Source organism: Streptomyces sp. NPDC127129 (assembly GCF_042671585.1).
Lineage (GTDB): Bacteria > Actinomycetota > Actinomycetes > Streptomycetales > Streptomycetaceae > Streptomyces.
On record NZ_JBHXTV010000009.1, the window covers coordinates 112551 to 136596 of the forward strand.

General features: G+C 71.7%; 19 protein-coding genes and 1 tRNA gene. 11 read left to right on the top strand and 9 right to left on the bottom strand.

All coding sequences use genetic code 11. The features are described from left to right. Positions 1 to 80 precede the first annotated feature (80 nt). Positions 81 to 614 (top strand): GNAT family N-acetyltransferase, encoded by a 534-nt coding sequence (locus ACFVGW_RS18890; protein WP_383222787.1) that lies wholly within the window; start codon positions 81 to 83, stop codon positions 612 to 614. Here ACFVGW_RS18890 and ACFVGW_RS18895 read toward each other — a convergent pair whose 3' ends face one another. Continuing rightward, positions 615 to 2114, bottom strand: coding sequence for a CehA/McbA family metallohydrolase (locus ACFVGW_RS18895; RefSeq protein WP_385852773.1), 1500 nt, complete (start codon positions 2112 to 2114; stop codon positions 615 to 617). It abuts the gene before it with no gap. A 101-nt stretch (positions 2115 to 2215) separates the two neighbouring features. Here ACFVGW_RS18895 and ACFVGW_RS18900 point away from each other — a divergent pair, with 101 nt between their 5' ends. Both ACFVGW_RS18900 and ACFVGW_RS18905 read left to right on the top strand, forming a co-directional pair. Next, entirely contained in the window at positions 2216 to 3049 is an 834-nt protein-coding gene (locus ACFVGW_RS18900; RefSeq protein ID WP_385852774.1) for an LLM class F420-dependent oxidoreductase, read from the top strand. Between the two features lie 66 nt (positions 3050 to 3115). Beyond that, positions 3116 to 5710, top strand: coding sequence for a bifunctional FO biosynthesis protein CofGH (locus ACFVGW_RS18905; protein WP_385852775.1), 2595 nt, complete (start codon positions 3116 to 3118; stop codon positions 5708 to 5710). Between the two features lie 54 nt (positions 5711 to 5764). Here the strand turns inward: ACFVGW_RS18905 and ACFVGW_RS18910 are convergent, their stop codons facing one another. Beyond that, positions 5765 to 6856: a tyrosine-protein phosphatase gene (locus ACFVGW_RS18910; RefSeq protein ID WP_385852776.1), complete on the bottom strand. Its 1092-nt coding sequence runs from the start codon at positions 6854 to 6856 to the stop codon at positions 5765 to 5767. A gap of 164 nt (positions 6857 to 7020) precedes the next feature. Here ACFVGW_RS18910 and ACFVGW_RS18915 point away from each other — a divergent pair, with 164 nt between their 5' ends. After that, a complete protein-coding gene (locus ACFVGW_RS18915) occupies positions 7021 to 8139 on the top strand; it encodes an ADP-ribosylglycohydrolase family protein (protein WP_385852777.1) in 1119 nt (372 codons plus the stop codon). Positions 8140 to 8217: 78 nt separating this feature from the next. Here the strand turns inward: ACFVGW_RS18915 and ACFVGW_RS18920 are convergent, their stop codons facing one another. Together ACFVGW_RS18920 and ACFVGW_RS18925 are read right to left on the bottom strand one after the other, a co-directional pair. Continuing rightward, entirely contained in the window at positions 8218 to 9765 is a 1548-nt protein-coding gene (locus ACFVGW_RS18920) for a sodium:solute symporter family protein (RefSeq protein WP_385852778.1), read from the bottom strand. A 209-nt stretch (positions 9766 to 9974) separates the two neighbouring features. Further along, a complete protein-coding gene (locus ACFVGW_RS18925) occupies positions 9975 to 10757 on the bottom strand; it encodes an SDR family oxidoreductase (protein WP_383288165.1) in 783 nt (260 codons plus the stop codon). Positions 10758 to 10839: 82 nt separating this feature from the next. On the opposite strand from ACFVGW_RS18925, the gene ACFVGW_RS18930 reads away from it, so the two are divergent. Beyond that, entirely contained in the window at positions 10840 to 11661 is an 822-nt protein-coding gene (locus tag ACFVGW_RS18930) for a hypothetical protein (protein ID WP_385852779.1), read from the top strand. 88 nt (positions 11662 to 11749) lie between these two features. On the opposite strand, the gene ACFVGW_RS18935 is transcribed toward ACFVGW_RS18930, so the two are convergent. The 3 genes from ACFVGW_RS18935 to ACFVGW_RS18945 form a co-directional block, all read right to left on the bottom strand. Then, positions 11750 to 11950: a DUF397 domain-containing protein gene (locus ACFVGW_RS18935; RefSeq protein ID WP_385852780.1), complete on the bottom strand. Its 201-nt coding sequence runs from the start codon at positions 11948 to 11950 to the stop codon at positions 11750 to 11752. A 244-nt stretch (positions 11951 to 12194) separates the two neighbouring features. Further along, positions 12195 to 13055: a helix-turn-helix transcriptional regulator gene (locus tag ACFVGW_RS18940; RefSeq protein WP_352187144.1), complete on the bottom strand. Its 861-nt coding sequence runs from the start codon at positions 13053 to 13055 to the stop codon at positions 12195 to 12197. A gap of 179 nt (positions 13056 to 13234) precedes the next feature. Then, a complete protein-coding gene (locus ACFVGW_RS18945; RefSeq protein ID WP_352187145.1) occupies positions 13235 to 13939 on the bottom strand; it encodes a GPP34 family phosphoprotein in 705 nt (234 codons plus the stop codon). A 162-nt stretch (positions 13940 to 14101) separates the two neighbouring features. Between ACFVGW_RS18945 and ACFVGW_RS18950 the strand changes: the two genes are divergently transcribed. From ACFVGW_RS18950 to ACFVGW_RS18960, 3 genes are all read left to right on the top strand, one after another. Beyond that, positions 14102 to 16444 (top strand): serine hydrolase, encoded by a 2343-nt coding sequence (locus tag ACFVGW_RS18950; protein ID WP_385852781.1) that lies wholly within the window; start codon positions 14102 to 14104, stop codon positions 16442 to 16444. A gap of 105 nt (positions 16445 to 16549) precedes the next feature. Further along, positions 16550 to 18436 (top strand): MFS transporter, encoded by a 1887-nt coding sequence (locus ACFVGW_RS18955; protein ID WP_385852782.1) that lies wholly within the window; start codon positions 16550 to 16552, stop codon positions 18434 to 18436. Positions 18437 to 18458: 22 nt separating this feature from the next. Beyond that, positions 18459 to 19358, top strand: coding sequence for an adhesin (locus tag ACFVGW_RS18960; RefSeq protein WP_385852783.1), 900 nt, complete (start codon positions 18459 to 18461; stop codon positions 19356 to 19358). Positions 19359 to 19374: 16 nt separating this feature from the next. Here ACFVGW_RS18960 and ACFVGW_RS18965 read toward each other — a convergent pair whose 3' ends face one another. Further along, the gene (locus ACFVGW_RS18965) at positions 19375 to 19761 is read right to left on the bottom strand and encodes a hypothetical protein (RefSeq protein WP_385852784.1); all 387 of its coding nucleotides are present in this window, start codon (positions 19759 to 19761) and stop codon (positions 19375 to 19377) included. Positions 19762 to 19998: 237 nt separating this feature from the next. On the opposite strand from ACFVGW_RS18965, the gene ACFVGW_RS18970 reads away from it, so the two are divergent. The 3 genes from ACFVGW_RS18970 to ACFVGW_RS18980 all read left to right on the top strand — a co-directional run bounded on the left by ACFVGW_RS18970 (position 19999) and on the right by ACFVGW_RS18980 (position 23833). After that, the gene (locus ACFVGW_RS18970) at positions 19999 to 20535 is read left to right on the top strand and encodes a VOC family protein (protein WP_385852785.1); all 537 of its coding nucleotides are present in this window, start codon (positions 19999 to 20001) and stop codon (positions 20533 to 20535) included. Continuing rightward, positions 20528 to 21457, top strand: coding sequence for a MerR family transcriptional regulator (locus ACFVGW_RS18975; protein ID WP_385852786.1), 930 nt, complete (start codon positions 20528 to 20530; stop codon positions 21455 to 21457). The genes ACFVGW_RS18970 and ACFVGW_RS18975 overlap by 8 nt, the downstream gene beginning before the upstream one ends. Before the next feature lie 228 nt (positions 21458 to 21685). After that, complete coding sequence (locus tag ACFVGW_RS18980; protein ID WP_385852787.1) at positions 21686 to 23833, top strand: hypothetical protein; 2148 nt, start codon at positions 21686 to 21688, stop codon at positions 23831 to 23833. 61 nt (positions 23834 to 23894) lie between these two features. Here the strand turns inward: ACFVGW_RS18980 and ACFVGW_RS18985 are convergent. Then, positions 23895 to 23967 (bottom strand) — tRNA-Arg (locus ACFVGW_RS18985). Between the last annotated feature and the right edge of the window lie 79 nt (positions 23968 to 24046).

Consider the following 24046-nt stretch of genomic DNA (forward strand, 5'->3'; position numbering starts at 1 on the left):
AGCACAGGCGGATTTCCCTGCGGCCGGTCCGGCCGGCGCCTGTGGAGAGCCGGTTGCCGAGGGTGCGAGACGATGAGGGCATGACCGAGATCCTCACGCCCCGCCTCCTCCTTCGCCGCTGGACCGACGACGACCTCGTGCCCATGGCCGAGATCAACGCCGACCCCGAGGTGATGCGCTGGATCGGCGACGGATCGACCCGCGACCTGGAGCAGACCGCCGAGGACATCGAGCGGTGGGAGGAGGAGTGGGACGAGGAGGGCTTCGGGCTCTTCGCCGTCGAGCTCCTCGGCTCCGGAGAGCTGATCGGCTTCGCCGGACTCTCCGTGCCCGAGTTCCTGCCCGAACTGCGGCACGAGGTGGAGGTCGGCTGGCGGCTCGGACGGCCCTTCTGGGGGCAGGGATACGCCTCCGAGGCCGCCCACGCGGCCCTGGAGTTCGCGCTCCAGGACCGCGGCCTCGAGCGGGTCGTCAGCATCACCCACATCTCCAACGGGGCCTCCGAGAACGTCATGCGCAAGCTCGGCATGACCCCGGAGCGGGAGACGGACCACCCGGTCTTCGGCGTCCCGCTGCGGGTGTACGCGATCGACCTCAGCGAGTACCAGGGCTGATCAGCGGAGCTCCAGGAACACGGGGTTGGTGAAGGCCGCCAGCGCGCCGGGCAGCGGCGGCAGCGTCGCCGGGTGCCGTACCTCGGCCCGTACGTAGGAGGCGTACGCGGCCGTCGTCACCCACTCCACCGGCTGCGCGGCCGCCGGCGCCGTGTGCAGCACGCCCTGGTCCGTGACGAGGCGGACCGTGCCGCCCGCCGGGGCGCCGCCCACCGCCAGCCGGACGGTGACCGGCTCGTCCGCCGGCACCCGCAGCCGCCCGCCGATGCCCGCCGAACGCCCCCGGCCGTCCGTGACCGAGAGGTCGACCGAGACGGACGAGGACTCCGCGACGTACGAACGGCCCGCGCGCAGGCCCTCCAGGATCGCCTCCCGGCTCAGCTCGTCGGCCAGGACCACGGTCTGCGGGGTCCCGACGCGGTCCGGGTCGCGGTGGGCGTCGGAGTTGCCCATCGCCGGGGTCCAGCGGCCCTTCGCGAGCGCCGCGTCCCAGCCGGCCAGCGACACCTCGTCGTCCGGGGTGTAGGGACCGTTCCACACCTCGACCGCGTCCGCGTCGCCGAAGCCGAACTTCCAGTTGCAGCCGATGCAGGTGGCGTGCGGATGCGCCGGGACGACCAGGCCGCCCGCCCTGCGGATCTCGCGCGCGAAATGCCCGAAACGATTCTCCCGCGCCCGGTAGCGCCAGTCCACGAACGTGCCCGGGTCCGTCCCCACGGCCAGGACGTGGCCGTTGCGGGTGGTGACCTCCTCGCCGAGCAGGACCAGCAGGTCGTCCCCGGCGGCCTCGGCCCACGCCCCGTGCCCGGCATGGGTGTTGTGCTCGGTGGCGGTGAGGAAGTCGAGCCCGGCGGCGCGCGCGAGCGCGGCGACCTCGGCGGGCGTGCGGCGCCCGTCCGAGTGCACGGTGTGCAGATGGCTGTCGCCGCGGTACCAGGCCCTGCCCCGGCCCCCGGCCCGCTCGGGCGGGTACACGGGCCTGGGTGTGGGCAGCGAGGCGCCGAAGCGCAGGGTGATCGTCACCGAGTAGGTGAGCCCGTGCGGGGCCACCGTGTACGGGGCGAGCACGACGAACCAGGTCCCGGCCTTCAGCGGGCCGGCGACGTAGCCGGGTGTCGCCGCGTCCGCGCGGAGGAAGAACTCCGTGCGCGCCCCGCCCGACCACCCGCGGAAGCCCTTGCCCCCGAGTTCGGTGCCGCGCTGGTCGAAGATGCCGATGTCCAGGGCGTTGCCCTGGGTCCCGGCGGGAACGGCGGGGCGCTCGTACGTGTACGAGACATGGATCTCGCGCACTCCGCGGGGGATCTCGACGGGGAGGTACACATAGTCGGGGGAGCCGGGCGGCAGCGTGCCGCCGACCGTCTCCGTCCGGTCGCCGCCGGGAGAGCCGTCGGAGGAGCCTTCGGGGGCGGCGGCCGCGTGCGCGAAGCTCACGCTTCCCAAGGTAAGGGCGGAGGCGACGCTCGTCGTCAGGAGCGTTCGTCGGGTCGGTTCGCTCATGTCGGGCACCCTCGTAGTAGGGCGTGAACTCCCGGACAACGCAAGAGGCCCGTCGCGCCGCGGCTCTCGGAAATCCCCGCCGCAGCCCCTACCGTGCCGCTATGCGGATCTCGACCACGATCTTCCTGACCGACGAGACCATCACCCCCGTCCGCCTCGCGCGCGAGCTCGAACAGCGGGGCTTCGCCGGGCTCTACCTGCCCGAACACACCCACATCCCGATCGAGCGGACCACCCCCTACCCCGCGGCGGGCACCGAACTGCCCCGGGAGTACGGCCGCACCCTCGACCCCTTCGTCGCCCTCGGCCAGGCCTCCGCCGTCACCGAGCGGCTCGAACTCGGCACCGGCATCACCCTGATCACCGAGCACGACCCGATCGCCCTGGCCAAGCAGATCGCCACCCTGGACCACCTGTCGGGCGGACGCTTCACGCTCGGCATCGGCTTCGGCTGGAACAAGGAGGAGGCCGCGGACCACGGCGTGGAGTGGTCGACCCGGCGCGAACTCGGCCGGGAGCGCATGGCGCTGATGCGGGCGCTGTGGGCCGACGAACCGACGGCGTACGACGGCGAGTTCGGCGTGTCGGTGCGGGCGTCCTACGCCTATCCCAAGCCCGCCGGCGGCGCCCCGCGCACCCTCCTCGGCGGTGCGGCGGGCCCGAAGCTCTTCGCGCAGATCGCCGAGTACACGGACGGCTGGATGCCCATCGGCGGCCGCGGCCTGACCCAGTCGATGCCGGTGCTCCGCGACGCCTGGGAGCAGGCGGGCCGCGACCCCAAGACCCTCCAGGTCGTCCCGTACGCGGTCCTGCCCAATCCGGGCAAGCTCGCGCACTACGAGGAGCTGGGCTGCGAGGAGGTGGTGCTCCAGCTGCCCCCGGGGGACGAGAGGGAGGTGCTCGGAGTGCTGGACGAGTTCGCCCGGTACCTGTGACCCGATGATGCGGCCGGCCCGCCCTGCGGCCCTGTGTCCGCCGGCGGGCCCTCGTATGCTCGGTGCATGACGGATCAGCAGCCCGGACCGGCAGGACGGCCCACCGAGAACGCCATGCGCCGTGCCCTCAAGAGGGCCAGGGACGGAGTGGCGCTCGACGTCGGCGAGGCCGCCGTGCTGCTCCAGGCACGGGGGACGGACCTGGACGATCTGGTCGCCTCGGCCGGGCGCGTGCGGGACGCGGGCCTCGACGCCGCCGGGCGCCCCGGGGTCATCACGTACTCGAAGAGCGTGTTCATACCGCTCACCCGCCTCTGCCGCGACAAGTGCCACTACTGCACCTTCGTGACCGTGCCGGGCAAGCTCCGCCGCGCGGGACACGGGGTGTTCATGTCCCCCGACGAGGTGCTCGACATCGCCCGCCGCGGCGCCGAACTGGGCTGCAAGGAAGCCCTGATCACGCTCGGCGACAAGCCCGAGGACCGCTGGCCCGAGGCGCGCGAGTGGCTCGACGCGCACGGCTACGACGACACCCTCGCGTACGTACGGGCCATGGCGATCCGGATCCTGGAGGAGACCGGCCTCCTGCCGCACCTCAACCCGGGCGTGCTGTCCTGGACGGACTTCCAGCGGCTCAAGCCCGTCGCGCCGTCCATGGGGATGATGCTGGAGACGACGGCGACCCGGCTCTGGTCCGAGCCCGGCGGCCCGCACTTCGGCTCCCCCGACAAGGAGCCGGCCGTCCGGCTGCGGGTCCTGGAGGACGCCGGCCGCTCGTCCGTGCCGTTCACCAGCGGTCTGCTCATCGGGATCGGCGAGACGTACGAGGAGCGGGCCGAATCCCTCTTCGCGCTGCGCCGGGTCTCCCGCGCCTACCACTCCGTCCAGGAGCTGATCATCCAGAACTTCCGCGCCAAGCCGGACACGGCGATGCGCGGCATGCCGGACGCCGAGCTGGACGACCTGATCGCCACGATCGCCGTCGCCCGGCACATCATGGGCCCCTCGGCCTGCCTCCAGGCCCCGCCGAACCTCGTCGACGAGGAGTACGGACGGCTGATCGCCGCCGGGATCGACGACTGGGGCGGGGTCTCGCCGCTCACCATCGACCATGTGAACCCGGAGCGGCCCTGGCCGCAGATCGACACCCTCGCCGAGAAGTCCCGCGCCGCCGGTTTCGAGCTGCGCGAACGCCTCTGCGTCTACCCGGAGTTCGTCGGCCGCGGCGAGCCCTGGCTCGACCCGCGCCTGCTGCCGCACGTGCGGGCGCTCGCCGACCCCGAGACCGGGCTGGCCAATCCGGACGCGACCGTCCGCGGACTGCCCTGGCAGGAGCCGGACGAGGCGTTCACCGCGGCGGGCCGCACCGATCTGCACCGCACGATCGACACCACCGGCCGCACCCACGACCGCCGCGAGGACTTCGACGAGGTCTACGGCGACTGGGAGGCCCTGCGGGAGGCCGCCGCGCCCGGGATGGTCGCCCAGCGCATCGACACCGACGTGCGGGCCGCGCTCGCGACCGCGGCCGACGACCCGACGAAGCTCACCGACGACGAGGCGCTCGCCCTCCTGCACGCCGACGGTCCCGCGCTCGACGCGCTGACCCGGATCGCCGACGACATCCGCAGGTCGGTGGTGGGTGACGACGTCACGTACATCGTCACCCGGAACATCAACTTCACCAACGTCTGCTACACCGGCTGCCGTTTCTGTGCCTTCGCCCAGCGCCGCACCGACGCCGACGCCTACACCCTCTCCCTCGACCAGGTCGCCGACCGCGCCCAGCAGGCGTGGGAGGTCGGCGCGGTGGAGGTCTGCATGCAGGGCGGCATCCACCCGGACCTGCCCGGCACGGCGTACTTCGACATCGCGCGGGCGGTGAAGGAACGCGTGCCCGGGATGCACGTCCACGCCTTCTCGCCGATGGAGGTCGTCAACGGAGCGACCCGCACCGGGCTCTCGATCCGGGAGTGGCTGACGGCGGCGAAGGAGGCCGGGCTCGACTCGATCCCGGGCACGGCCGCCGAGATCCTCGACGACGAGGTCCGCTGGGTCCTCACCAAGGGCAAGCTGCCCACCGCCACCTGGATCGAGGTGGTGAAGACGGCCCACGAGCTGGGCATCCGCTCGTCCTCGACGATGATGTACGGGCATGTGGACCAGCCCCGGCACTGGCTCGGCCACTTCCGCACGCTGGCCCGGATCCAGCAGGAGACCGGCGGTTTCACGGAGTTCGTGACGCTGCCCTTCATCCACACCAACGCCCCCGTCTACCTCGCGGGCATCGCCCGCCCGGGCCCGACGGTCCGCGACAACCGCGCGGTCACGGCGATGGCGCGGCTGCTGCTCCACCCGTACATCCCGAACATCCAGACCAGCTGGGTGAAGCTCGGTGCGGACGGTGCCGCCGAGATGCTCCGCTCGGGCGCCAACGACCTGGGCGGCACGCTGATGGAGGAGACCATCTCCCGCATGGCGGGCTCCAGTTACGGCTCGTACCGCTCGATCCGGGATCTCGTCGCCATCGCGGAGGCGGCCGGCAGGCCGTCCCGCCCGCGCACGACGCTGTACGGCGAGGTGGCGGAGGAGCGGATGGTGGCGGCGCGGGCGTCCGACGGGCACCTTCCGGAGCTTCTGCCGGTGCTGCCTCAGCAATGAGGGTGCGGTGAAGGTCCCGGGGGACGGCCCGGGACCCGCGGGGGGAGGCGGAGGTCAGCCGACCAGCAGGTCCCGCTTCAGCTCCCTGAGTTCGCGGGCGTCGATGCCGAGACCCTCCTTCAGGTAGGACCGGAACGAGCCGTACTCCTCGCGGACCTCCGTGAAGCTCGCATTGAGATACTCGGGGCGCACGTCGAGCAGCGGCTTGTAGACCGCGGCCTGCGGGGCCGGGAGGCGGGAGAGGATCGCCTCGTTGGCGGCGGCCCGGTAGGTGTTGCTGGCCAGGTAGTCGGCCATCACCGTCTCCTCGGGGACACCGAGGGCGGTGAGCAGGGCCGCGTTGTTCCAGCCCGTGCGGTCCTTGCCGGCGGTGCAGTGGAAGAGGACGCCGTGGCGGTCCTCGTCCGCGATGCCGTCGAAGACCGAGGTGTACGCGGCCCTGGCGGTGTCGCCGCTCACCATGAAGCGGTTGCCCTCCGCCATCATCGCCTCGGCCTCGGCCGGGGTCTTCGGCATGGCGGTGAAGGTGGGCGTGCCCGCGAGGACGTCGGCGACGACATGGGTGGCGCCGGCCGGGACACGGTCGGGGTCCTTGGCGCGCTCGCTCTCCATGCGGAGGTCGAAGACGGTACGGATGCCGAGGCGCTTCAGCTTGGCGAGGTCGTCCGGGGTGAGCAGGTTGAGGGCGTCGGAGCGGTAGATCTCGCCCATCCTGACCCAGTGGCCGTCGCCGGTGCGGTAGCCGCCCGCATCACGGAAGTTGACCGTGCCCTGGAGCTTGATCAGCCGGTCGGCGAGGCGCAGTCCGGTGCCCCGGTCGGGGACGAGGTCGAACCAGCGGCGGTCGACGGCGCGCAGGCCGGAGACCGTGACCCTGCCCGTCGAGCCGCCACGGGCGACCGTGCGGCCGTCGGTGCGGACCGTCACGCCACGGACGCCGGGGGCGGTCCAGGCGACGGTGAAGGTTCCGTCGGGGTTCTCGGTGACGGTGGCGGACGTGAAGGGGACGGAGGAGCGGTCCCGGTGGGCGGAGTGGCCGCCCCGGTCGGAGCGGTGGCCGTCGTGCGCCGTGGCGGCCGGTGCGGTGACGCCCAGGACGAGGGCGGCGGCGACGGCGGCGGTGGCGGAGGTCTTGAATCGTGTCACGCGGCGGATCGTTCAAGCCATGTCGGAACTGCCGGTGAACGGCGGTCGAAGATGGACAGAAAGGCGTCCGATCGCAAAACGTTCCGTCCCGCGAATGTGCGAACCCGGTCGATTACAGTGCTGCGAGATCTGGTGCGCCGAGGGTTTCCGGGGGAGGGCACGTCGTGACCACGACCGCTGCGGCCGTGTGGGGCCGCGCCGAACAGCAGGACTTCCGGGCCCGGGTCCGCGGCTGCCTCCTCGGCGGTGCGGTGGGCGACGCCTTCGGCGCGGGGGTCGCGGCGCTCTCCCTGGACGGGATCAGGGCCGCCCACGGCCCGGAGGGACTCATGGAGCCGGCTGTCGCGTACGGCAGACGCGGCGCGGTCACCGCCGCCACCCAGATGACGCTCTTCACCGTCGACGGGCTGATACGCGCCCAGGTCCGCCGCGACACCGGGGCCTGGCACCCGCCCACCGACGTCCACCGCGCCCATCTGCGCTGGGCGGCCACCCAGCGCGACTGGGGCCCGGACGAGCGCCGTACGGACAACGGCTGGCTCGCCCGCGAGGAGTGGCTCTACGCCCGCCGCGACCCGGCCCGCGCCTGCCTCACCGGCCTCGGCGACGAGCTCCTCGGCACCCTCGACAGGCCCAAGAACCCGGACGCCGCGGACTCCGGGGCGCTCGTCCGCTCGGCTCCCTTCGGTCTCCTCGTCGGCTGGGAGCCGCAGCTCGTCTGCCAGCTCGCCGTCGAGTGCGCGGCGCAGACCCACGGCGGCCCGGCCGCCCACCTCGCGGCCGGCGCGCTCGCCGTCGTCGTCCACGGTCTCGCGCGCGGCGAGAGCGTGGACGGCTCCGTCCAGCGGGCGCTGGCGCAGCTCAGCCTCCGCCCGGGCCACGAGCCCGTCACCGACGCGCTCCAGCGGGCGCTGGGAGCCGTACGCCAGGGGATGCCGAACGCCCTGCGGGTCACGGATCTCGGCGCGGACGAGGATCGGGCCGAGGGCCAGCTCGCCGCCGCCGTCTACTGCGCCCTGGTCGGCGAGGACATCCGGCACGGCCTGCGCCTCGCGGTCAACCACGACGGCCCGTCCGCCGTGACGGGTGCGGTCACGGGCGCGCTCCTCGGCACCCTGCACGGCGAGACGGCCCTCCCGCCGGCCTGGCTGGCCGAGCTGGAGGGCCGTGCGACGATCCTCGAACTCGCGGACGACTTCGCGATGGAGATGACCCAGGGCGCCGCCCTGCACAGCCCCGCGGAGTCGCACCCCGGCTGGCTGGCCCGCTACCCCAGGGGCTGACGCCCGGGCCGCCACACCCGCGGTCGGGCGAGTGCCACGACCGCGGGCAGCCCGGACTACGACCGCGGGCAGCCCGGACTACGACCGCGGCCGGGCGGCGGGCTCGTCCGACGCCTGCGGCGGTACGGTGGCGCCGCCGTCCTCGTCCGGGTCCTCGTTGATCCTGGCCAGGATCGCGTCGCGCTCCGGGGTGTCCTCGGGCTTGACGAAGCCGATGAGGACGTACAGGACCAGCGAGGTCGCGAGCGGCGAGACGATCTGGATCTGGAGCTCGATGCCGTCCAGGCCGTAGTTGGTCAGCCAGAAGACGAACAGACCCGCGGCCCAGGAGACCAGCGCCGCCGTGGGGCCGGACTTCCGGAAGGTCCTCAGCAGACCCAGCATGAACGGGATCGCGATCGGGCCCATCAGACCGGCCACCCACTTGATGACGACGGTGATGATGTCCTTGAAGGTCGGCGAATTGACCTGGGTGGCGACCGCCATGGACAGCGCGAGGAACGCGATCGTCGACCAGCGCGCCGCGATCAGCCCGGCCTGCTGCGTCCAGCGCCGTGCCGCCTTGCTCATGACGGGGGCGATGTCCCGGGTGAAGACGGCCGCGATGGCGTTGGCGTCGGAGGAGCACATGGCCATCGTGTGGGAGAAGAAGCCGACGATGACCAGGCCGAGCAGTCCGTGCGGCAGCAGCTGCTCGGTCATCAGGGCGTAACTGTCGGAGGCGTCGGGCTTCTTCGGGTCGACGAGCAGCGGCGCGACCCACATGGGGAAGAAGAGCACCAGCGGCCAGACGAACCACAGGACCGCGGAGAGCCGGCCGGAGCGGGTGGCCTCGCGGGCGTTGGGGGTGGCCATGTAGCGCTGGGCCTGGTTCCACATGCCGCCGCTGTACTCGAAGGTCTTGATGAAGAGGTAGGCGAGCAGGAAGGTCAGCGTGTACGGGCCCGCCGTCGGCGCGGTGTGGCCCTGGAGCTCGGGCCGGTCCCAGACGTCCCACAGCGCGCTGACCCCGCCGAGCTCGGCGAGGACCGCGACGAGCATCGCGATACCGGCGAAGAACTGGATGATGAACTGGCCGAGTTCGGTGAGCGCGTCGGCCCAGAGGCCGCCGACCGTGCAGTAGACGCCGGTGATCACACCGGTGATGAGGATGCCCTGGTTGAGGGAGATCCCGGTGAAGACGGAGAGCAGGGTGGCGATCGCGGCCCACTTGGCGCCCACGTCGACGATCTTCAGCAGGACGCCGGACCAGGCGAGCGCCTGCTGCGTGGGGAGGTTGTACCGGTTCTTCAGGTACTCCAGCGGGGAGGCCACATGGAGCCGCGAGCGCAGCCGGTTGAGGCGCGGCGCGAAGAGGTGCGCGCCGATCGCGATGCCGATCGCGATGGGGAAGGACCAGGTGACGTACGAGGTGACGCCGTACGTGTAGGCGATGCCCGCGTACCCGGTGAACATCACCGCGCTGTAGCCCGACATGTGGTGCGAGATGCCGGAGAGCCACCAGGGCATCTTGCCGCCTGCGGTGAAGAAGTCGGAGACGTCGTCCACGCGCTTGTGGGACCAGACTCCGATCGCGACCATGACGCCGAAATAGCCGATGAGCACGGCCCAGTCGAGACTGTTCATTGAGCCCCCTCCAGGGGTCCGGTCCGCCTTGTGAACGCCGTTCATGGTGTGGGGAGTTGTCGGGCGAGGACAACGCGACGACGGGTCAAGAGAGGGTAAAATCGTTCTCCTTGTTGACCTGTGTTCACATCCCTGAACACAGATGAGGTCAAAAAGGGCCGCACGGTACGCCGTCGCGTGCCGTGCGGCCCGGTCTCCGCCCGCGTCCGCTACCGCATCAGCTCGCCCGCGTTGACGAGCAGCGACTGTCCGGTGATCGCCCGCGCCCGGTCGGAGGCGAGGAACGCCGCCGCCTCCGCCACGTCCCCGTCGGTCGCCAGCTCGGGCAGCGCCATCCGCTCCGTGAGCCGGGCGAGCACCTCGGCCTCCGGTACCTCCTCCGTGAGCGCCGCGAACTGGACGTACGCCTGGACCGGCGGGCCCCACATCCAGCCCGGCAGCACGGTGTTGACCCTGATCCGGTGCGGTCCGAGCTCGTGCGCCATCGAGTACATCGCCGAGGTCAGCGCCCCCTTCGAGGCCGCGTACGCCGCCTGCCGCACCTGCGAGGGCGCCGCGATCGCCGACTGCGTACCGATGAGGACGACGGAGCCGCCCCGCTCCTTCAGTGCCGGCAGGCAGGCCCGCGTCATCCGCAGGGTGCCGAGCAGATTGACGTCCAGGACGCCCTGCCAGGTCGCGAAGTCGGCGTCCTCGATCCCGCCGAAGTAGCTGTCCCAGGCGGCGACATGGACGACGGCGTCGATGGCGCCGAACCGCTCGAGCGCGAGCGCGGCGAGGGCCTCGCACTGAGCCTCGTCGGTGATGTCGGTGGCGCGATGGGCGGTGCGACGCCCCTCCGGGTCGATCTCGGCCGCGGACTTGGCCAGGTTGGCCTCGGTGCGCGCGCCGAGGACCGCGTTGCCCCCGTCCCGTACGACCGTCTCGGCGATCCTGTGTCCGAGCCCGGCGCCGACGCCCGACACGACCACGGTCTTTCCCTGGAGCAGCATCCGGGTGCCTCCCGACTCTGGCGATCGATCTGACGACCCGTCAGAGTAGGAGCCTCCGAAGGACAAGGGAAGGGGTACGCGCATGAGTGACGAGACGTACGCGGAGCTGGCGGCGGTCGGGCCGTACGGGGTGCACCCCGGCCACGCCCTGATCACGATGGTCGAGCCGCACCCCGGGCACGAGTACGCCTACAACCGCTGGTACGAGGACGACCACTACTACGCGGGCGCGATGGCGATGCCCTGGATGTTCGCGGGCCGCCGCTGGGTCGCCACCCGCGACCTCCAGGAGCTGCGCGCCCCGGAGAAGTCCGCCGTCGCCCAGCCGGTCACGGCCGGCTGCTACCTCTCCACCTACTGGGTCACCGAGGGCCGTTACGACGCCCACATGAAGTGGACCGTCGCCATCAACAAGCGGCTCAACCGCGACGCCCGCGTCTACCGCGACCGCACGCACGTCTTCACGGCCTTCCAGGACCACGAGGCGACCGTCTACCGGGACGGCGCGGCCGGCCCCCGCGACTTCCACGCCCTCGACCACCCGTACCAGGGCCTGATCCTCCAGGTGGTCGACGCGGAGGGCCCCGAGGCGCGGGCGGAGCTGCTCGAACGGCTCGTCGCACGCGAACTGCCCAAGCGGCTCACCGGTTCGCCCGCCGCGATGGTCACCGTCTTCCGCCCGACGCCGCTGCCGGGGGACAGGATGACCTACGTGAAGCAGGTCGAGGGCGTGGACACCCGGCTGACCCTGCTCTGGTTCCTGGAGCGCGACCCGCGCGCCTGCTGGGCGGACCACTTCGCCGACCTGGCCACGCTCGGCGCCGAGTCGGGCCGGTCCGAGCTGATCGCGCCCTTCATCCCCACGGTCCCGGGCACGGACCGGTACGTGGACCGGCTCCGCTGAGGACATGGCCGAGCCCCCTCGGCCAGGACGGCGGACCGGTCGAGAGGGCTCTTTCCGTACAAACCTGTGGTGCTCCGAACACGCGGGCTCAGAACGCCCCGTTGCTCACTTCGCCGACGAAGGCGTTCCACGACGCCGAGCCGAAAGCGAGGGACGGACCTTCGGGGGCCTTGGAGTCCCGGACCGCGATCGCCGCGACGACGGGCGACTTGACTTCGACGCAAGCCCCGTTGCCGCCGGAATAGGAGGACTTCGTCCAGGTGTCCGTAGCGCCCTGAATAATCGCCATGATCTTCACTCCGGTTCTGCCAGTGGTGTGTCGCGCCAACCTCCAGGCTGGCGTGATCGACGCTACTCGCCGGTCCCGGCGCGTGGGGCCGACGTTCACCCGACCGGATGGCATATTCCAACTGGGCTTCCGTGGGAGCGATTCCGCGGTGTACTGTGCCGACCTCTTCAGTCGGGGGCCGGGCCGAATGGCCAGTTTCACCCCCGAATCAGAGAATTCGGATGGATCAACCGTTTCCGGCGATTCAGCCGGCCGCGTAGGACTTGGCGATGTCCGAAATGAACTCCCGGGTCTGCTCGACATTCAGCGCCTGCGCCCGCAGATGTTCGTACATCACGCTGTACTTGGCGACGTCCTGCGCCTTCTCCAGATACAGGTCGCTCGTGACGCCCTCGATGTAGACGACGCTCGAATCCGACGTGTCCGGGAATTCCAGGATCGCGTAGTGACCGCTGATGCCCGGATGCGCGCCCATCTCGAACGGCAGCACCTGGACGGTGACGTGCGGCAGCTGCGACTGCTCGACGAGGTGCTCAAGCTGCTGGATCATCAGCTGTCTGTTGCCGACCACCCGGCGCAGCGCGCCCTCGTCGATGACCGCCCAGAGCCGCAGTGGACGCTCCTCGTCCTTGATCCGGTCCTGACGCCGGGTGCGGACGGTGACCCGTTTGTCGATGTCCGTCGGGCTCGACTCCGGCAGCGCGCCGTTGATCACGGCCTCCGCGTAGCCGTGCGTCTGCAGCAGGCCGGGGATGATCTGCGGCTCGTACACCCGCAGGCTCTCCGCGTCCGTCTCCAGGCCGATGTAGACGCTGTACGGGATGTCGCCGAAGGCGTGCCACCAGCCCTGCTGGCGCGAGTCCTTGGCCATCTGCATCAGCGACTCGACGACGCGCTCGTCCTCGACCTCGTAGACCCCGCACAGGTCGCGGACATCGCGCTGGCTGATGGAACGGCGGCCGTTCTCGAGGCGGCTGATCTTCGACTGGGAGACGAGGAGACGCTCGGCGACCTGCTCGGCCGTCATGTTCTTCGCTTCCCGGAGCCGGCGCAGCTCCTGGCCCAATCGGCGTCGCCTGACGGTGGGGTTGACGTTGGACGCCACGGGCACTGCACCTCCGGCTGTCGGCAGCGTAGCTGTGAGTATCTACTGCTTGGCAGACTGCCACCAAAGGTGCGGTGTGCGCTGGGAAATGACGACAACGTGTGCGGTGCGGACCCTGAGGTCCGCCCCGCACACGTCGTCCGTGCGGCTCCCTGACGGGTTCTGTGGTGCGTACGTGCTCAGTGCGCGGCGACGCGGGCCATGCTGCCGCGACGCGGCTGCTGCGGCACGCCACCCGGCGCACTGCGGCGCGGCTGGGCCGCCACGCCGTTCTGGACGTCCATCACGGCGTGCGCCACGAGTCCGCCCATGGGGTCGTGCCGGATCAGGTCGCGCAGCCGGGACCGCGACGACCGTCCTTCGTTCCCCGGGTACAGGTGCTTGCCGAGACCGACCGCGTGGGCCAGCGCGGCGAGCGCCGCGGTCCGCGGGTCCGGCGGTACGCCGGTGCGGATCGCACTGTCCAGCCGGGCCCTGATGTCCCGGCTGATAGCCGTGTCCGTCGCCTGGTAGCGAGTCGTCGGCAGTACTCCGCACATCTGGCCCTCCACGGCATGCACCATGCCGCAGCGCTCCAGATGAGCGAGGTAGATCTGGCGCAGCCCCAGTCGGGGCCCGCCAATCCAGTGGACGGCCCGTACCGGGCTGCCGCGACGGCGCAGCAGTTCCAGTGCGGAGTCCAGAGTCGGATCTCCGGTCGGCCGTGGCATCACCACGGCGATACGATCCCCGTCAGGGGCTATCCGTCCTGCCAGAGCCAGCTCCACTAGCTGTGCTCCGGCCAGGCCGAGGTCGAGCGACTGCGGCTGCGCTGTGGTACCCGTGGCCGGGTCCAGAGCGAGCAGCAGAAGCTCCTCCGGAATTGTTCTGCGGCTCCTGCCCATCCATGCCTCCCCGCGTGGATGAGTCACAGGGTGACCCCTCTCACATTCATCTGTCGAGAGCGCCTGGGTGCTTCGTACGGGAACCAGTAGGTATGTCGTTCTCGTCTAGCACCGGGGCCAAGGGGTTCACACAGGACACTGGTACACGGTTCGGACGTACGCATGACGCATGGAGGAGGCACGGTGGCGGGCGAGTCCCCCGACAAGGCGGAGCAGCAGGAGTCCTCGGAGGAGACGACTGCCGGCGGTGGCGGCCGGGATCCGCGGCTGTCGGTTCTCCGCGAGCCCGCGTCACCGGTCCAGGTCGACCAGCCGACGGCCGTCTTCAGGGCCCTGGCACCCCGCACGCCGGAGGACGACGCTCCGGCGGAGCCGGCGGACGCCGGGGAGTCGGTGGACGCCGAGGACGCCGAGGACGCCGAGGAGTCGGTCGAGTCGGTCGAGTCGGCCGAGTCGGCGGATGCCGAGGGCGCAGGGGACTCTGCTGAGGCGGCCGGGGAAAGCGACCGGCTGAGGGCCGCTGTGGCGGCCTGGGTCGCCACGGACGCCCCCGAGGCCGACAGTTCCGACGAGACGGCCTCCGACGGCGACGAGGACGCCGCAGCCGAGGACGCCGACGACGCCACCGACGATGCCGCCGAGGAGCCCGCGGAGGCTCCGCAGGACACCTCCGACGACTCGACCGAGCCCGAGACGGCGGACAGCGACACCGAAGCCGACACCGACGACGACGCGGCCGAGGAGGCGCCCGAGGAGGCGCCCGCCTCCGACGCCGGCGGCAGCTCCGAGCCCGCGCCCTCCGGAGAGTCCTGGTTCGCGCGCAAGGCCGCCGCGCAGGAGGCCGCTCCCGAGGCCGACGAGGCCGACGAGGCCGCGGACACCGCTCCCGACTCCGACTCCGACTCCGACGCCGAGGCCGACTCCGACACGGACCGCGACGCCGGTCCCGTCGATCAGCCCACCACCATGTTCCGGGCCGTCCGGCCGCCGGTCGTGGACCAGCCGACGACCGCACTGAAGATGCCGGTCGCCCCGCAGTCCACCCCCAAGCCCGCCCCGGAGCGCCCGAGCACCTTCGTGCCCCTCCGGGCCGAGACACCGGCGGCCTCCCCGGCGACCCCCAAGGCGGCCCCGGAGGCGCCCAGGCCCGCCGCCTCCGCCCCCGTACCCCCGCCGTCGCTCACCGAGCCCGAGCGGACCAGGCAGCAGCCCATGCCGCCGCTGCCCCCGCTCGACCTGCTCGCCGAGCTGACGAACACCCCGCCCCCGCCGCCGACCCCGATGCGCAACACCATGCGGCGCGTGCGGATCTGGACGCCGCTCGTCGTCCTGCTGCTGATCGTCTTTGCGGTCGTACAGTTCGTCAGACCGCTCCCCAAGCCCACCCTCACGCTCTCCGCCGCCCCCACCTTCACCTTCGAGGGCGGCGAGCTGCAGATGCCGTGGCCCTCCGAGGGCCAGGGCGCCGCCGAGGTCGAGGGCGTCGGCTCGCTCGGCACGTACGGGGCCCAGAAGCCCGCCCCGCTCGCCAGCGTGGCCAAGACCATGACGGCGTACGTGATCCTCCGCGACCACCCCATCAAGGGGAAGGACGAGGGCCCGGAGATCGAGATCGACAAGAAGGCCGCCGACGAGGCCGGCGCGCAGTTCGAGTCGACCGCGGCGGTCAAGGAGGGCCAGAAGTACACGGAGAAGGAGCTGCTCCAGCTCCTCATGATCCCGTCCGCGAACAACGTGGCCCGACGGCTCGCCCGCTGGGACGCCGGCTCGGAGGCCGCGTTCGTCGAGAAGATGAACGCCGCCGCCAAGGACCTCGGGATGACGGAGTCGACGTACACCGACCCGTCCGGCCTGGAGTCGACCACCGTCTCCACCCCGCAGGACCAGCTGAAGCTGGCGAAGGCGGTCATGCAGTACGACGTGTTCCGCGAGATCGTGAACATGCCGAACCTCACCGTCGACGGCATCCCCGGCCAGATCGAGAACAACAACAACATCGTGCTGGAGCCCGGAGTCAGCGGGATCAAGACCGGCTCATCGACGCCCGCGGGCGGCAACCTGCTCTGGTCCGCGAACACGGTGATCGACGGCAAGCAGCGCCGGATCCTCGGCATCGTCATGGGAGTGAAGGACGCCGCGACGCTGCACGAGAAGCTCCAGAAGTCGATCGACCTCAGCCTCGAGCTGATCCAGCAGGCACAGAAGGACGTCACCTCCGCGGCCGTGGTCCGCAAGGGCCAGGTCATCGGCCACATCGACGACGGCCTCGGGGGCCGTACCGCCGTCGTCGCCGACAAGGAGCTGAAGGCCGTCGGCTGGCCGGGTCTGAAGGTCGACCTGGAGCTCACCGACGGCGGCAAGGCCCTCCCGCACACCGGCAAGGCGGGCGACGTCGTCGGCCAGGTGTCCATCGGCACCGGCACCGGCAAGGTCAGCGCGCCCGTCTCCCTCCAGAAGGACCTGGTGGAGCCCGGCTTCGACAAGAAGCTGACCCGTCTGGGCTGACATGTCAGGGCGCCCCGGTCTCTCCGGGGCGCCCTGCTGTTAGCGTTCCGGAGACCAGGACATGGGCGAAAGGCAGTTCGGGAGTAGCACGGGAGAGGGCCGCGAGTGACCACCGCCGAGCCGACACGCGCCGACGAGAGCGTGCCCCCGCGTTCCTCCGCGCCCGAGCGCCCCTCCGCGCCCGAGCGTTCCTCCGCGCCCGCGCGGACCTCCGCGTCCGCGCGAATAGACCTCCCGACGCCCCGGAGACCCGCCGAACCGGCTCCCGCGCGGCGCCCGCGCAGGCGCCGCCGCTACCCCGTCATGATCGCGACGGCTCTCGCCGCGCTCACCCACGTGCTCTGGTTCTTCCTGTTCGCGAACAGCGGCGGCGACCTCGCCGCGCAGGACGCGTGGGCGGAGTTCGTGGGACGTCACCCGGACTCCGCGTACAACCTCGCCTGGTACGGCGGGATGCACCCGGTCTCGTACAGCGTCGTCTCGCCGTACGTGATGTCGGTGCTCGGCGTGCGCTCGACCATGATGATCGCGGGCACGGTCTCGGCCGGGCTCACGGCGCTGATCCTCGTGCGGGTACGGGCGGTGCGCAATCCGCTGGCGTGCTCGCTGGCGGGCGTCTTCGCGTTCCTGTGCAACGCGCTGTCGGGGCGGGTGACGTTCGGGCTCGGCATGATGTTCGCGCTGGGCGCCGTCGCGGCCGTCTTCTGCTGGCCGTACCGCTGGCGCCGCAGACGCTGGGCGAAGGCGGCGGTCGCCGCCCCGCTCGCCGGGCTCGCCACCGCCTGCAGCCCGGTCGCCGGGCTCTTCCTCGGCGTCGCGGCGGCGGCGCTCTTCCTGAACCGGCGCCGCCCGGGCGCGTACGCCCTCGGTCTCGCCCCGGTGCTCGTCGTCGCGCTCTCCTCCTGGCTGTTCCCCTTCTCCGGTACGCAGCCGATGTCGTGGGCCTCCACCGCGCTGCCGTTCCTCTTCGGGGTGCTGTGCCTCCTCCTCGTGCCGCGCGACTGGCGCACGGTCCGCACCGGCGCTGCCGTGTACTCCGCGGGCACGCTGCTGACCTGGCTGATCGACTCGCAGATCGGCTCGAACGTCTCGCGGCTCGTCATGCTCTTCGCGGGCGTGGTGCTGCTCGCCGCGCTGCCGTACGCGGTCCCGCGCTCCCGCAAGTGGTACGCGATCCTGCTGGCGTTCGCGGGGCTGAACGTCTGGATCGGGTTCAAGGGCGTCGACGACGTCATCCGGACCGCCCCGGACGCGTCGTGGACGCGCGAGGTCGCGCCGCTGATCAACCAGCTCCAGGTGCGCGGGGCGGAGAAGGCGCGGGTCGAGGTCGTGCCGGCCTCCAGCCACCGTGAGTCCTCCGCGCTCAGCCCGTACATCAACCTGGCGCGGGGCTGGAACCGGCAGGCGGACATGGAGCGCAACCCGCTCTTCTACGACGACACCCTGAACGCCACGAACTACCAGGACTGGCTGGACCGCTGGGCGGTGCACTACGTGGTCCTGCCGACCGGGGCACCGGACTCGGGCGCGGAGCTGGAGGCGGAACTCGTCGCGGACGGGCTGCCGTACCTGAAGCAGGTCTGGTCGGACGAGAACTGGCGGCTGTTCGAGGTGGAGAACCCGACCCCGCTCGCCGACCCGCCGGCCGACGTGCTGCGGGCGGGCGCGAACGAGGTCGTGATCGAGGTCGACGGCCCGGGGCGGGTGCTGATCCGGGTGCCGTACTCGCCGTGGCTGGCGCTGGTCGACGAGAACGGCGGCAAGATCGAGCCGCCGCAGGAGACGGAGGCGTCGAAGGCGGCCCGCGAGGAGTCGCCCGCGGAGCTGGAGAAGGTCTTCCTCAACGAGTCCGGCTGCCTGTTGAAGGCGGAGGCGGACGGGGAGGGAGACGAGTGGACGGAGCTCCTGGCGCCGAAGGCGGGCGTGTACCGGCTCTCCGCGCCGTACAAGTTCTTCCCGCGAGGAACCGCATGCCCGGAGGAACTCCGCTGATTCGGCCGTAAGGTGTGCGGCTATGGCATGCGAGGAATGCGGTGGAGCGGGCAGGGGCCCGCTGCCGGGGATGGCGTGCCGGCGCTGCGGCGGCGTCGACCTCACCGGGACACGGCGGGGCGGCGGCATCGACCGGACGAGTACACGGCGGGGCGGCGCGTGGGCGCTCGTGGCCGTGGTGGCCGTGGGCTGCCTGGCGCTGGTGGTGGCCCTCGGCGACGAGTCGGAGGAGCGGCCTCCGGCGGCGGCGTCGGATCCGCCGGTACGGACACTGCCGACGCGGAACGGCCCGACGGCCTTCCCCGGCGCGCCGGGCGGCGGTCCCGCCCTGCCGAGCGCGAGCACACCGCCCGACGGCTCTCCCTCGACGTCCGCCCACCCCTCCGCCGCCACGCGGCCTCCGCACCCCACTCTCCCTCCGTACGAGGTGTGGGCGGGCCCGGGCTGCACGGGAGCCGGCGCCAACTACACGGAGACGGGCCGGTTCAGCGACGGCTTCGAGGGCTGGTACACCGTGAACGTCGGCGGCTTCCGGGGCGGGGGCTGCGACGGCCGCTTCTCGGCCATGCCGATGTCGGGCAGCTCGACGAAGGACCGTGACAACCGGGCCACCTGGAGCTGGCACGTGGGCGAGGGGTACGGGACGTGCGCCCTGGCGGTCCACGTCCCGACCCCGCCGCGCCCCCAGGACGCGGCGGGCGAGCCCTCGGTCTACCAGGTCCTGGCGAACGGCACTCCGTACGCCACGTTCACCGTCTACCAGCCCGCCAACGTCGGTGCGCTCCTCCCGGTCGGCAGCTACCCCCTCGGCACCCCCACCTTCACGGTCCGCCTCCTGGACCGGGGCCTGGACTGGGGCTCGGAGGCGCGTGAGGGGGCACACCACGCGGCGGGCCAGATGCGGCTGACGTGCCGAGCGTGACCCCCGGCGGTACCGGTCACGGCCGCTGATCGGGGCGCTGGTGGGCGCCGATGTCGGTCGTGCCGTACAGACGGTTGCCGAAGTAGTCGTGCGGGCCCGCGTTCTCGACCGGCGTGCCCGCCCCGATCGCCGGAGAGCCGGAGCGCAGCCGCAGGTCGCGCGGGCTGTCCGGGGTGGCGTAGAGGAACTCGGGGGCCGCGGTGACGGCGCGGGCGTCGCTCGCCGGGACGGCGCCCACGCCCACGTAGAGGTTGTGGTCGTACGTGTTCAGCGCGTCGATGATCGGCGAGCCGCCCTCGGCCGTACTGACGAAGACGTTGTTGCGGAAGGTGACTCCGCCCTTGCCGTTGTCGCTGACCATCGCGGTGCCCGCCTGACCGGTGACGACGGTGCTGTTGTACACCTGGGTGTTGGTGCCTGGGGCCGGGGCGCCCGCGTACCCCAACTGGTCGTCCGCGTCCGCATGGAGCGTTCCCCTCTGCCGGTGCGTGGCCGTTCGGTGCGTGGCCGTTCGATGAGGGAGGCTTCCAGGGCTCGCGGGGTCCGGGCCATGCACAGAACGAGCGGGAGCTTGTGTTTCTGTCCCCGCCTCACGCACCGGCTTGACCCTCACGCCGCGTGAGGCTGAAAGGTGGGGCCCATGAGCGACCTTTACGAAGCGTTCGAGACGAGTCCCGTGCCCACCCCCGGCCCGGACGCGGTTCCACCGGAGCCGTTCCACGGCATCTACGGCATGCCCGCGTTCGTGACGATCCCCACGAACGACCTTGCGGAATCGGTGGACTTCTGGGTTCGCGGGCTCGGGTTCTTCGCGCTGTTCACCCTCCCCGGCAGACTCGTCCATCTGCGCCGGTGGCAGTTCCAGGACGTCCTCCTCGTCGCGGCCGACGGGGTCCCGGAGCAGCCACCGGCGATGAGCGCGAGCTTCGCGTGCGTCCTCAGCCAGGTGGATCCCCTGGTCGAGGCCTGCCGTACGCTGCGCCCGAACGCGGTCGACGGACCCCGGGACACCCTCTGGAACACCCGCGACGTGGCCGTGATCACTCCCGAGAACGCACGGATCGTCTTCACCGCGGCGAAGCCCTTCGATCCCGCCGGTGAGGAGGCGCGGAACCTTGAAGCCATGGGGATCACCCCACCGGGCGCGGGCTTCGGAGATCATGAGGAGCATGCGTGACGAAGCCGACCGCGATGCCCCTACCGAGGCTCACGGCTGGAGCGGGCCCGACGGCCGGACCGGTACCGAGGGCTGGACCGGCATCGACGGCTGGACCGGTACCGAGGGCCGGACCGGCACCGACGGCCGTACCGGCTCCGAGGGTCTGACCGTCGGTCAGGTCTCCGCACGTCTGGGCGTGACGGTCCGCGCCCTGCACCACTGGGACGAGATCGGCCTCGCCCGACCGTCGCTGCGCACGCCCGCCGGATACCGGCTCTACACCGCCGGCGATCTGGAACGCCTGCACCGCATCGTCGTCTACCGGGAGCTCGGCCTCGGCCTGGACAGGATCCGGGTCGTCCTGGACGACCCGGCCGCGGACCTGCCCGGTGCGCTGCGCGCGCAGCGCATCCAGGTCGACGAACGGATCGACCGCCTCCGGCGGCTCGGCGCCGGGCTGGACCGGATGATCGAGGCCCACGAGCGTGGTCTGCTGCTGACCGCCGAGCAGCAGGCCGCGATCTTCGGCCCCGACTGGGACCCGGACGCGTCCGCCAGAGCCCGTGAGCGTTACGGAGACACGACGCAGTGGCGGCAGTACGCCGAACGCTCGGCCGCGCGCGGACCGGAGGAATGGCAGGCCGTCGCGGACGCCAACGCCGAACTCGACCGTGCGCTCGCGGAGGCGATGGACGCCGGTGTCACACCCGGCAGCCCGGAGGCGAACCAACTCGTCGAACGTCACCGGGAGATGTTCGCCTCGTACTTCCCCCTCTCCCGGCAGATGCAGGTCTGTCTCGGCCGCATGTACGAGTCCGATCCGGGCTTCGCCGCCCACTACGACGGCATCCGGGCCGGCCTCGCCACGTGGTTCCGGCGGATCGTCGACGCCGGTGCGCGCGCCCACGGCATCGACCCCGACACGGCGACCTGGGAGTAGGGCCGTCGGGGAACGCCAGGCGTTCTCCCGTACAACCCTGGGTTCACGTCAGGGGTCCAAGAGGTCGGTGGGCGCCGACGTGCCGATGCCGGGCTTCCGCATGACATATAACCGTCGTACCCGAACATTCATTGCAGATATGTACAACCGTCCGGTCTTCTCACGGGTCTTGTGGGCGCGGCGTTCCACACCGCACCCACACGTCCTTCTCCGAGGAGGCCCCGCCCCATGCCACGCGCCCGCACCCGCGTCCGTACCTCCCGGTTCCGGCTGACCGCCGTCGCCGTCGCCCTGGCCGCCACGACCGCCGGCACGCTCGCCGGCCCGGCCACCGCCGCCACGGCACCCCCCGCCGGTGCGGGTGAGGCCGCGAGGCAGGGGGCCGGGGACGCGCCCTTCCCGTTCACCGGCGGCTATCTGACCGCCGGGCCCAGCGGGTTCCTGGGCGTCCGGACGGACGGCGTCCACGTCTGGATGCGGTACGCCGACGGCGCCGGCACCACGTTCCCGGACGTACCCGGGGTCACTTACCGGGGGGCCGCCGGAGCGGATGTCGTCGTGGCGAGCGAGGGCACCCGCCACACCGTCCACGACATGGCGGGGGGCGGCACACCGGTCGTCATCGACGTCCCGTACACGCTGCACGAGGTCAACGGATCGACGCTCGTGATGGTCGACACGGCCACCAAGGAGCTCCACCTCGTCAGCCGGGCGCCCGGCGGTGAGGTCGTCGACCGCAAGGTGACCGGGATGCCGGCCGGAGTCCCCTGGACGTTCTACGGCTCCACGCCCGGCACGGTCGCCGTGGAGACCTCGGCGCCGGACTTCGACTTCCGCCTCGCCCTGGTCGACGTGGCCACGGCCACCACCGTCGAGACGTACCTCACCGGCCGGCACAGCGGCTTCGCGCAGGTCACGCCCGACCGCGTGCTCTGGGAACCGCGGCTGGGCCAGACCAGGATCGTGGACCGGAAGACCAAGCAGGCCGAGACCCTCCCCTACCGGGCGCAGATCGTCCTCGGTGGCGACTGGCTGGCGATCACCGGCGCGGATCTCGTCGTCGACGGGGTCAGGTACCCGAACAGGCCCATGGTCCTGAAGTCGCTGAAGGACGGCCGGAAGATCCCGCTCCTCGACCTCGCGAACCACGGCACCCCGGTCGGCGACGGCACACTCCTGCTGGCAGGCGGCACCTTCGCGCAGGGCCAAGGTCTCTTCCGCCTCTCGATCGACGCGAGCGGCACCCCGGTGGCGTCCATGATCGCGGACGGGCAGCGCCCCCTGGGGCTGGTCGTGGAGCGGGCGAACGTTCCGAGCACGTACCGCTTCGACGGCACCGACAGCCGTGTGACCTGGCAGACCAGCGATGCGGACCTGGGCGTCTCGCTCGACCTGACGCACGTGGCCACCGGCCGCACGGTGTCGCTCTGGAGCTACTACGACACCTTCATCGGGTGGGACGGATACCTCGACCAGGTGATCGGCGCCTACAACGGCGCGTACACCTGGAAGCTGACCGCCCGCCCGGCCTCCGGGGTCGGTCCCGCGGGCGTGAAGACCGGTACGACCACGGTGGACCGCGGCACCGCGCCGCGCGACTTCAACGACAACGCCCACGCGGACGCCCTGGTCCGCGACAGCTCGGGCAACCTCTCCGCGTACGACATCAGCCAGTTGCTGGCCATGGGCAACAGCCCCGACTGCCACGAGGAGGGCTGCCCCCCGGTCGTGCGCGACCCGAAGCCGGACGTCCTCGGCACGGGCTGGAACACGTACACGCTGATGGCCGCCACGGACGATGTCGTCGGCCGCGACCGCGACGGTGTGCTGTGGCTCCACCGGAGCGAGAAGCAGAAGCTCCTGCCCCGTACGAAGGTCGGCGGCGGCTGGCAGGTCTACGACAAGCTGGTCGGCGGCTCGGACCTGAACGGCGACGGCCGCGGTGACCTCCTGGCCACGGACAGGTGGGGTGCGCTGTGGTTCTACGCCTCGACGGGTGATGCCAAGTCCCCGTTCGGGCCGCGGAAGAAGATCGGTGGCGGCTGGGGCGCCTACAACCTCCTCACGGCCCCGGGCAACATCGCGGGCGCCACGGGCGGCGACCTCCTGGCCCGCGACACCTCGGGCACGCTCTGGCTCTACCTGGGCAAGGGCGACGGCACGTTCACCGCCCGCCGCAAGATCGGCGGCGGCTGGCAGAAGTACACCCACGTGATCCCGGCGGGCATCAACGGCAAGGGCGTCGCCGACCTCTACGCCGCCGGCCCCTCGGGCTCCGCGTCCTACCGCGCCCGCAACAGCACGACCCACCCCTTCGAACAGGCCCACCCCCTGCCCCTGCGCGCCGACTCCACCCGCTTCAGAACCTTCTTCTGACTCCACCGCGACAAACCCGAAAGGCCACCTACCGAGATCGGTAGGTGGCCTTTCGGGTTTGTGCCCCCGGCAGGATTCGAACCTGCGACACCCGCTTTAGGAGAGCGGTGCTCTATCCCCTGAGCTACGAAGGCGTGGTGCTCGGGGCCCCGTGTTGGCGTGGTCCCGGGCTCTCCTGGGGGATGGCCAGGAGAGGTACCGGGGACAGCCTAG

Bases quoted from the DNA above. Each gene is read 5' to 3' on its own strand.
- ACFVGW_RS18935 (WP_385852780.1), bottom strand. From the start codon at position 11,950: ATGGCGATTATTCAGGGCGCTACGGACACCTGGACGAAGTCCTCCTAT.
- ACFVGW_RS18890 (WP_383222787.1), top strand. From the start codon at position 81: ATGACCGAGATCCTCACGCCCCGCCTCCTCCTTCGCCGCTGGACCGAC.
- ACFVGW_RS18930 (WP_385852779.1), top strand. From the start codon at position 10,840: ATGAGTGACGAGACGTACGCGGAGCTGGCGGCGGTCGGGCCGTACGGG.
- ACFVGW_RS18975 (WP_385852786.1), top strand. From the start codon at position 20,528: ATGCGTGACGAAGCCGACCGCGATGCCCCTACCGAGGCTCACGGCTGG.
- ACFVGW_RS18905 (WP_385852775.1), top strand. From the start codon at position 3,116: ATGACGGATCAGCAGCCCGGACCGGCAGGACGGCCCACCGAGAACGCC.
- ACFVGW_RS18945 (WP_352187145.1), bottom strand. From the start codon at position 13,939: ATGGGCAGGAGCCGCAGAACAATTCCGGAGGAGCTTCTGCTGCTCGCT.
- ACFVGW_RS18950 (WP_385852781.1), top strand. From the start codon at position 14,102: ATGACGCATGGAGGAGGCACGGTGGCGGGCGAGTCCCCCGACAAGGCG.
- ACFVGW_RS18960 (WP_385852783.1), top strand. From the start codon at position 18,459: ATGGCATGCGAGGAATGCGGTGGAGCGGGCAGGGGCCCGCTGCCGGGG.
- ACFVGW_RS18920 (WP_385852778.1), bottom strand. From the start codon at position 9,765: ATGAACAGTCTCGACTGGGCCGTGCTCATCGGCTATTTCGGCGTCATG.
- ACFVGW_RS18895 (WP_385852773.1), bottom strand. From the start codon at position 2,114: ATGAGCGAACCGACCCGACGAACGCTCCTGACGACGAGCGTCGCCTCC.
- ACFVGW_RS18970 (WP_385852785.1), top strand. From the start codon at position 19,999: ATGAGCGACCTTTACGAAGCGTTCGAGACGAGTCCCGTGCCCACCCCC.
- ACFVGW_RS18925 (WP_383288165.1), bottom strand. From the start codon at position 10,757: ATGCTGCTCCAGGGAAAGACCGTGGTCGTGTCGGGCGTCGGCGCCGGG.
- ACFVGW_RS18980 (WP_385852787.1), top strand. From the start codon at position 21,686: ATGCCACGCGCCCGCACCCGCGTCCGTACCTCCCGGTTCCGGCTGACC.
- ACFVGW_RS18900 (WP_385852774.1), top strand. From the start codon at position 2,216: ATGCGGATCTCGACCACGATCTTCCTGACCGACGAGACCATCACCCCC.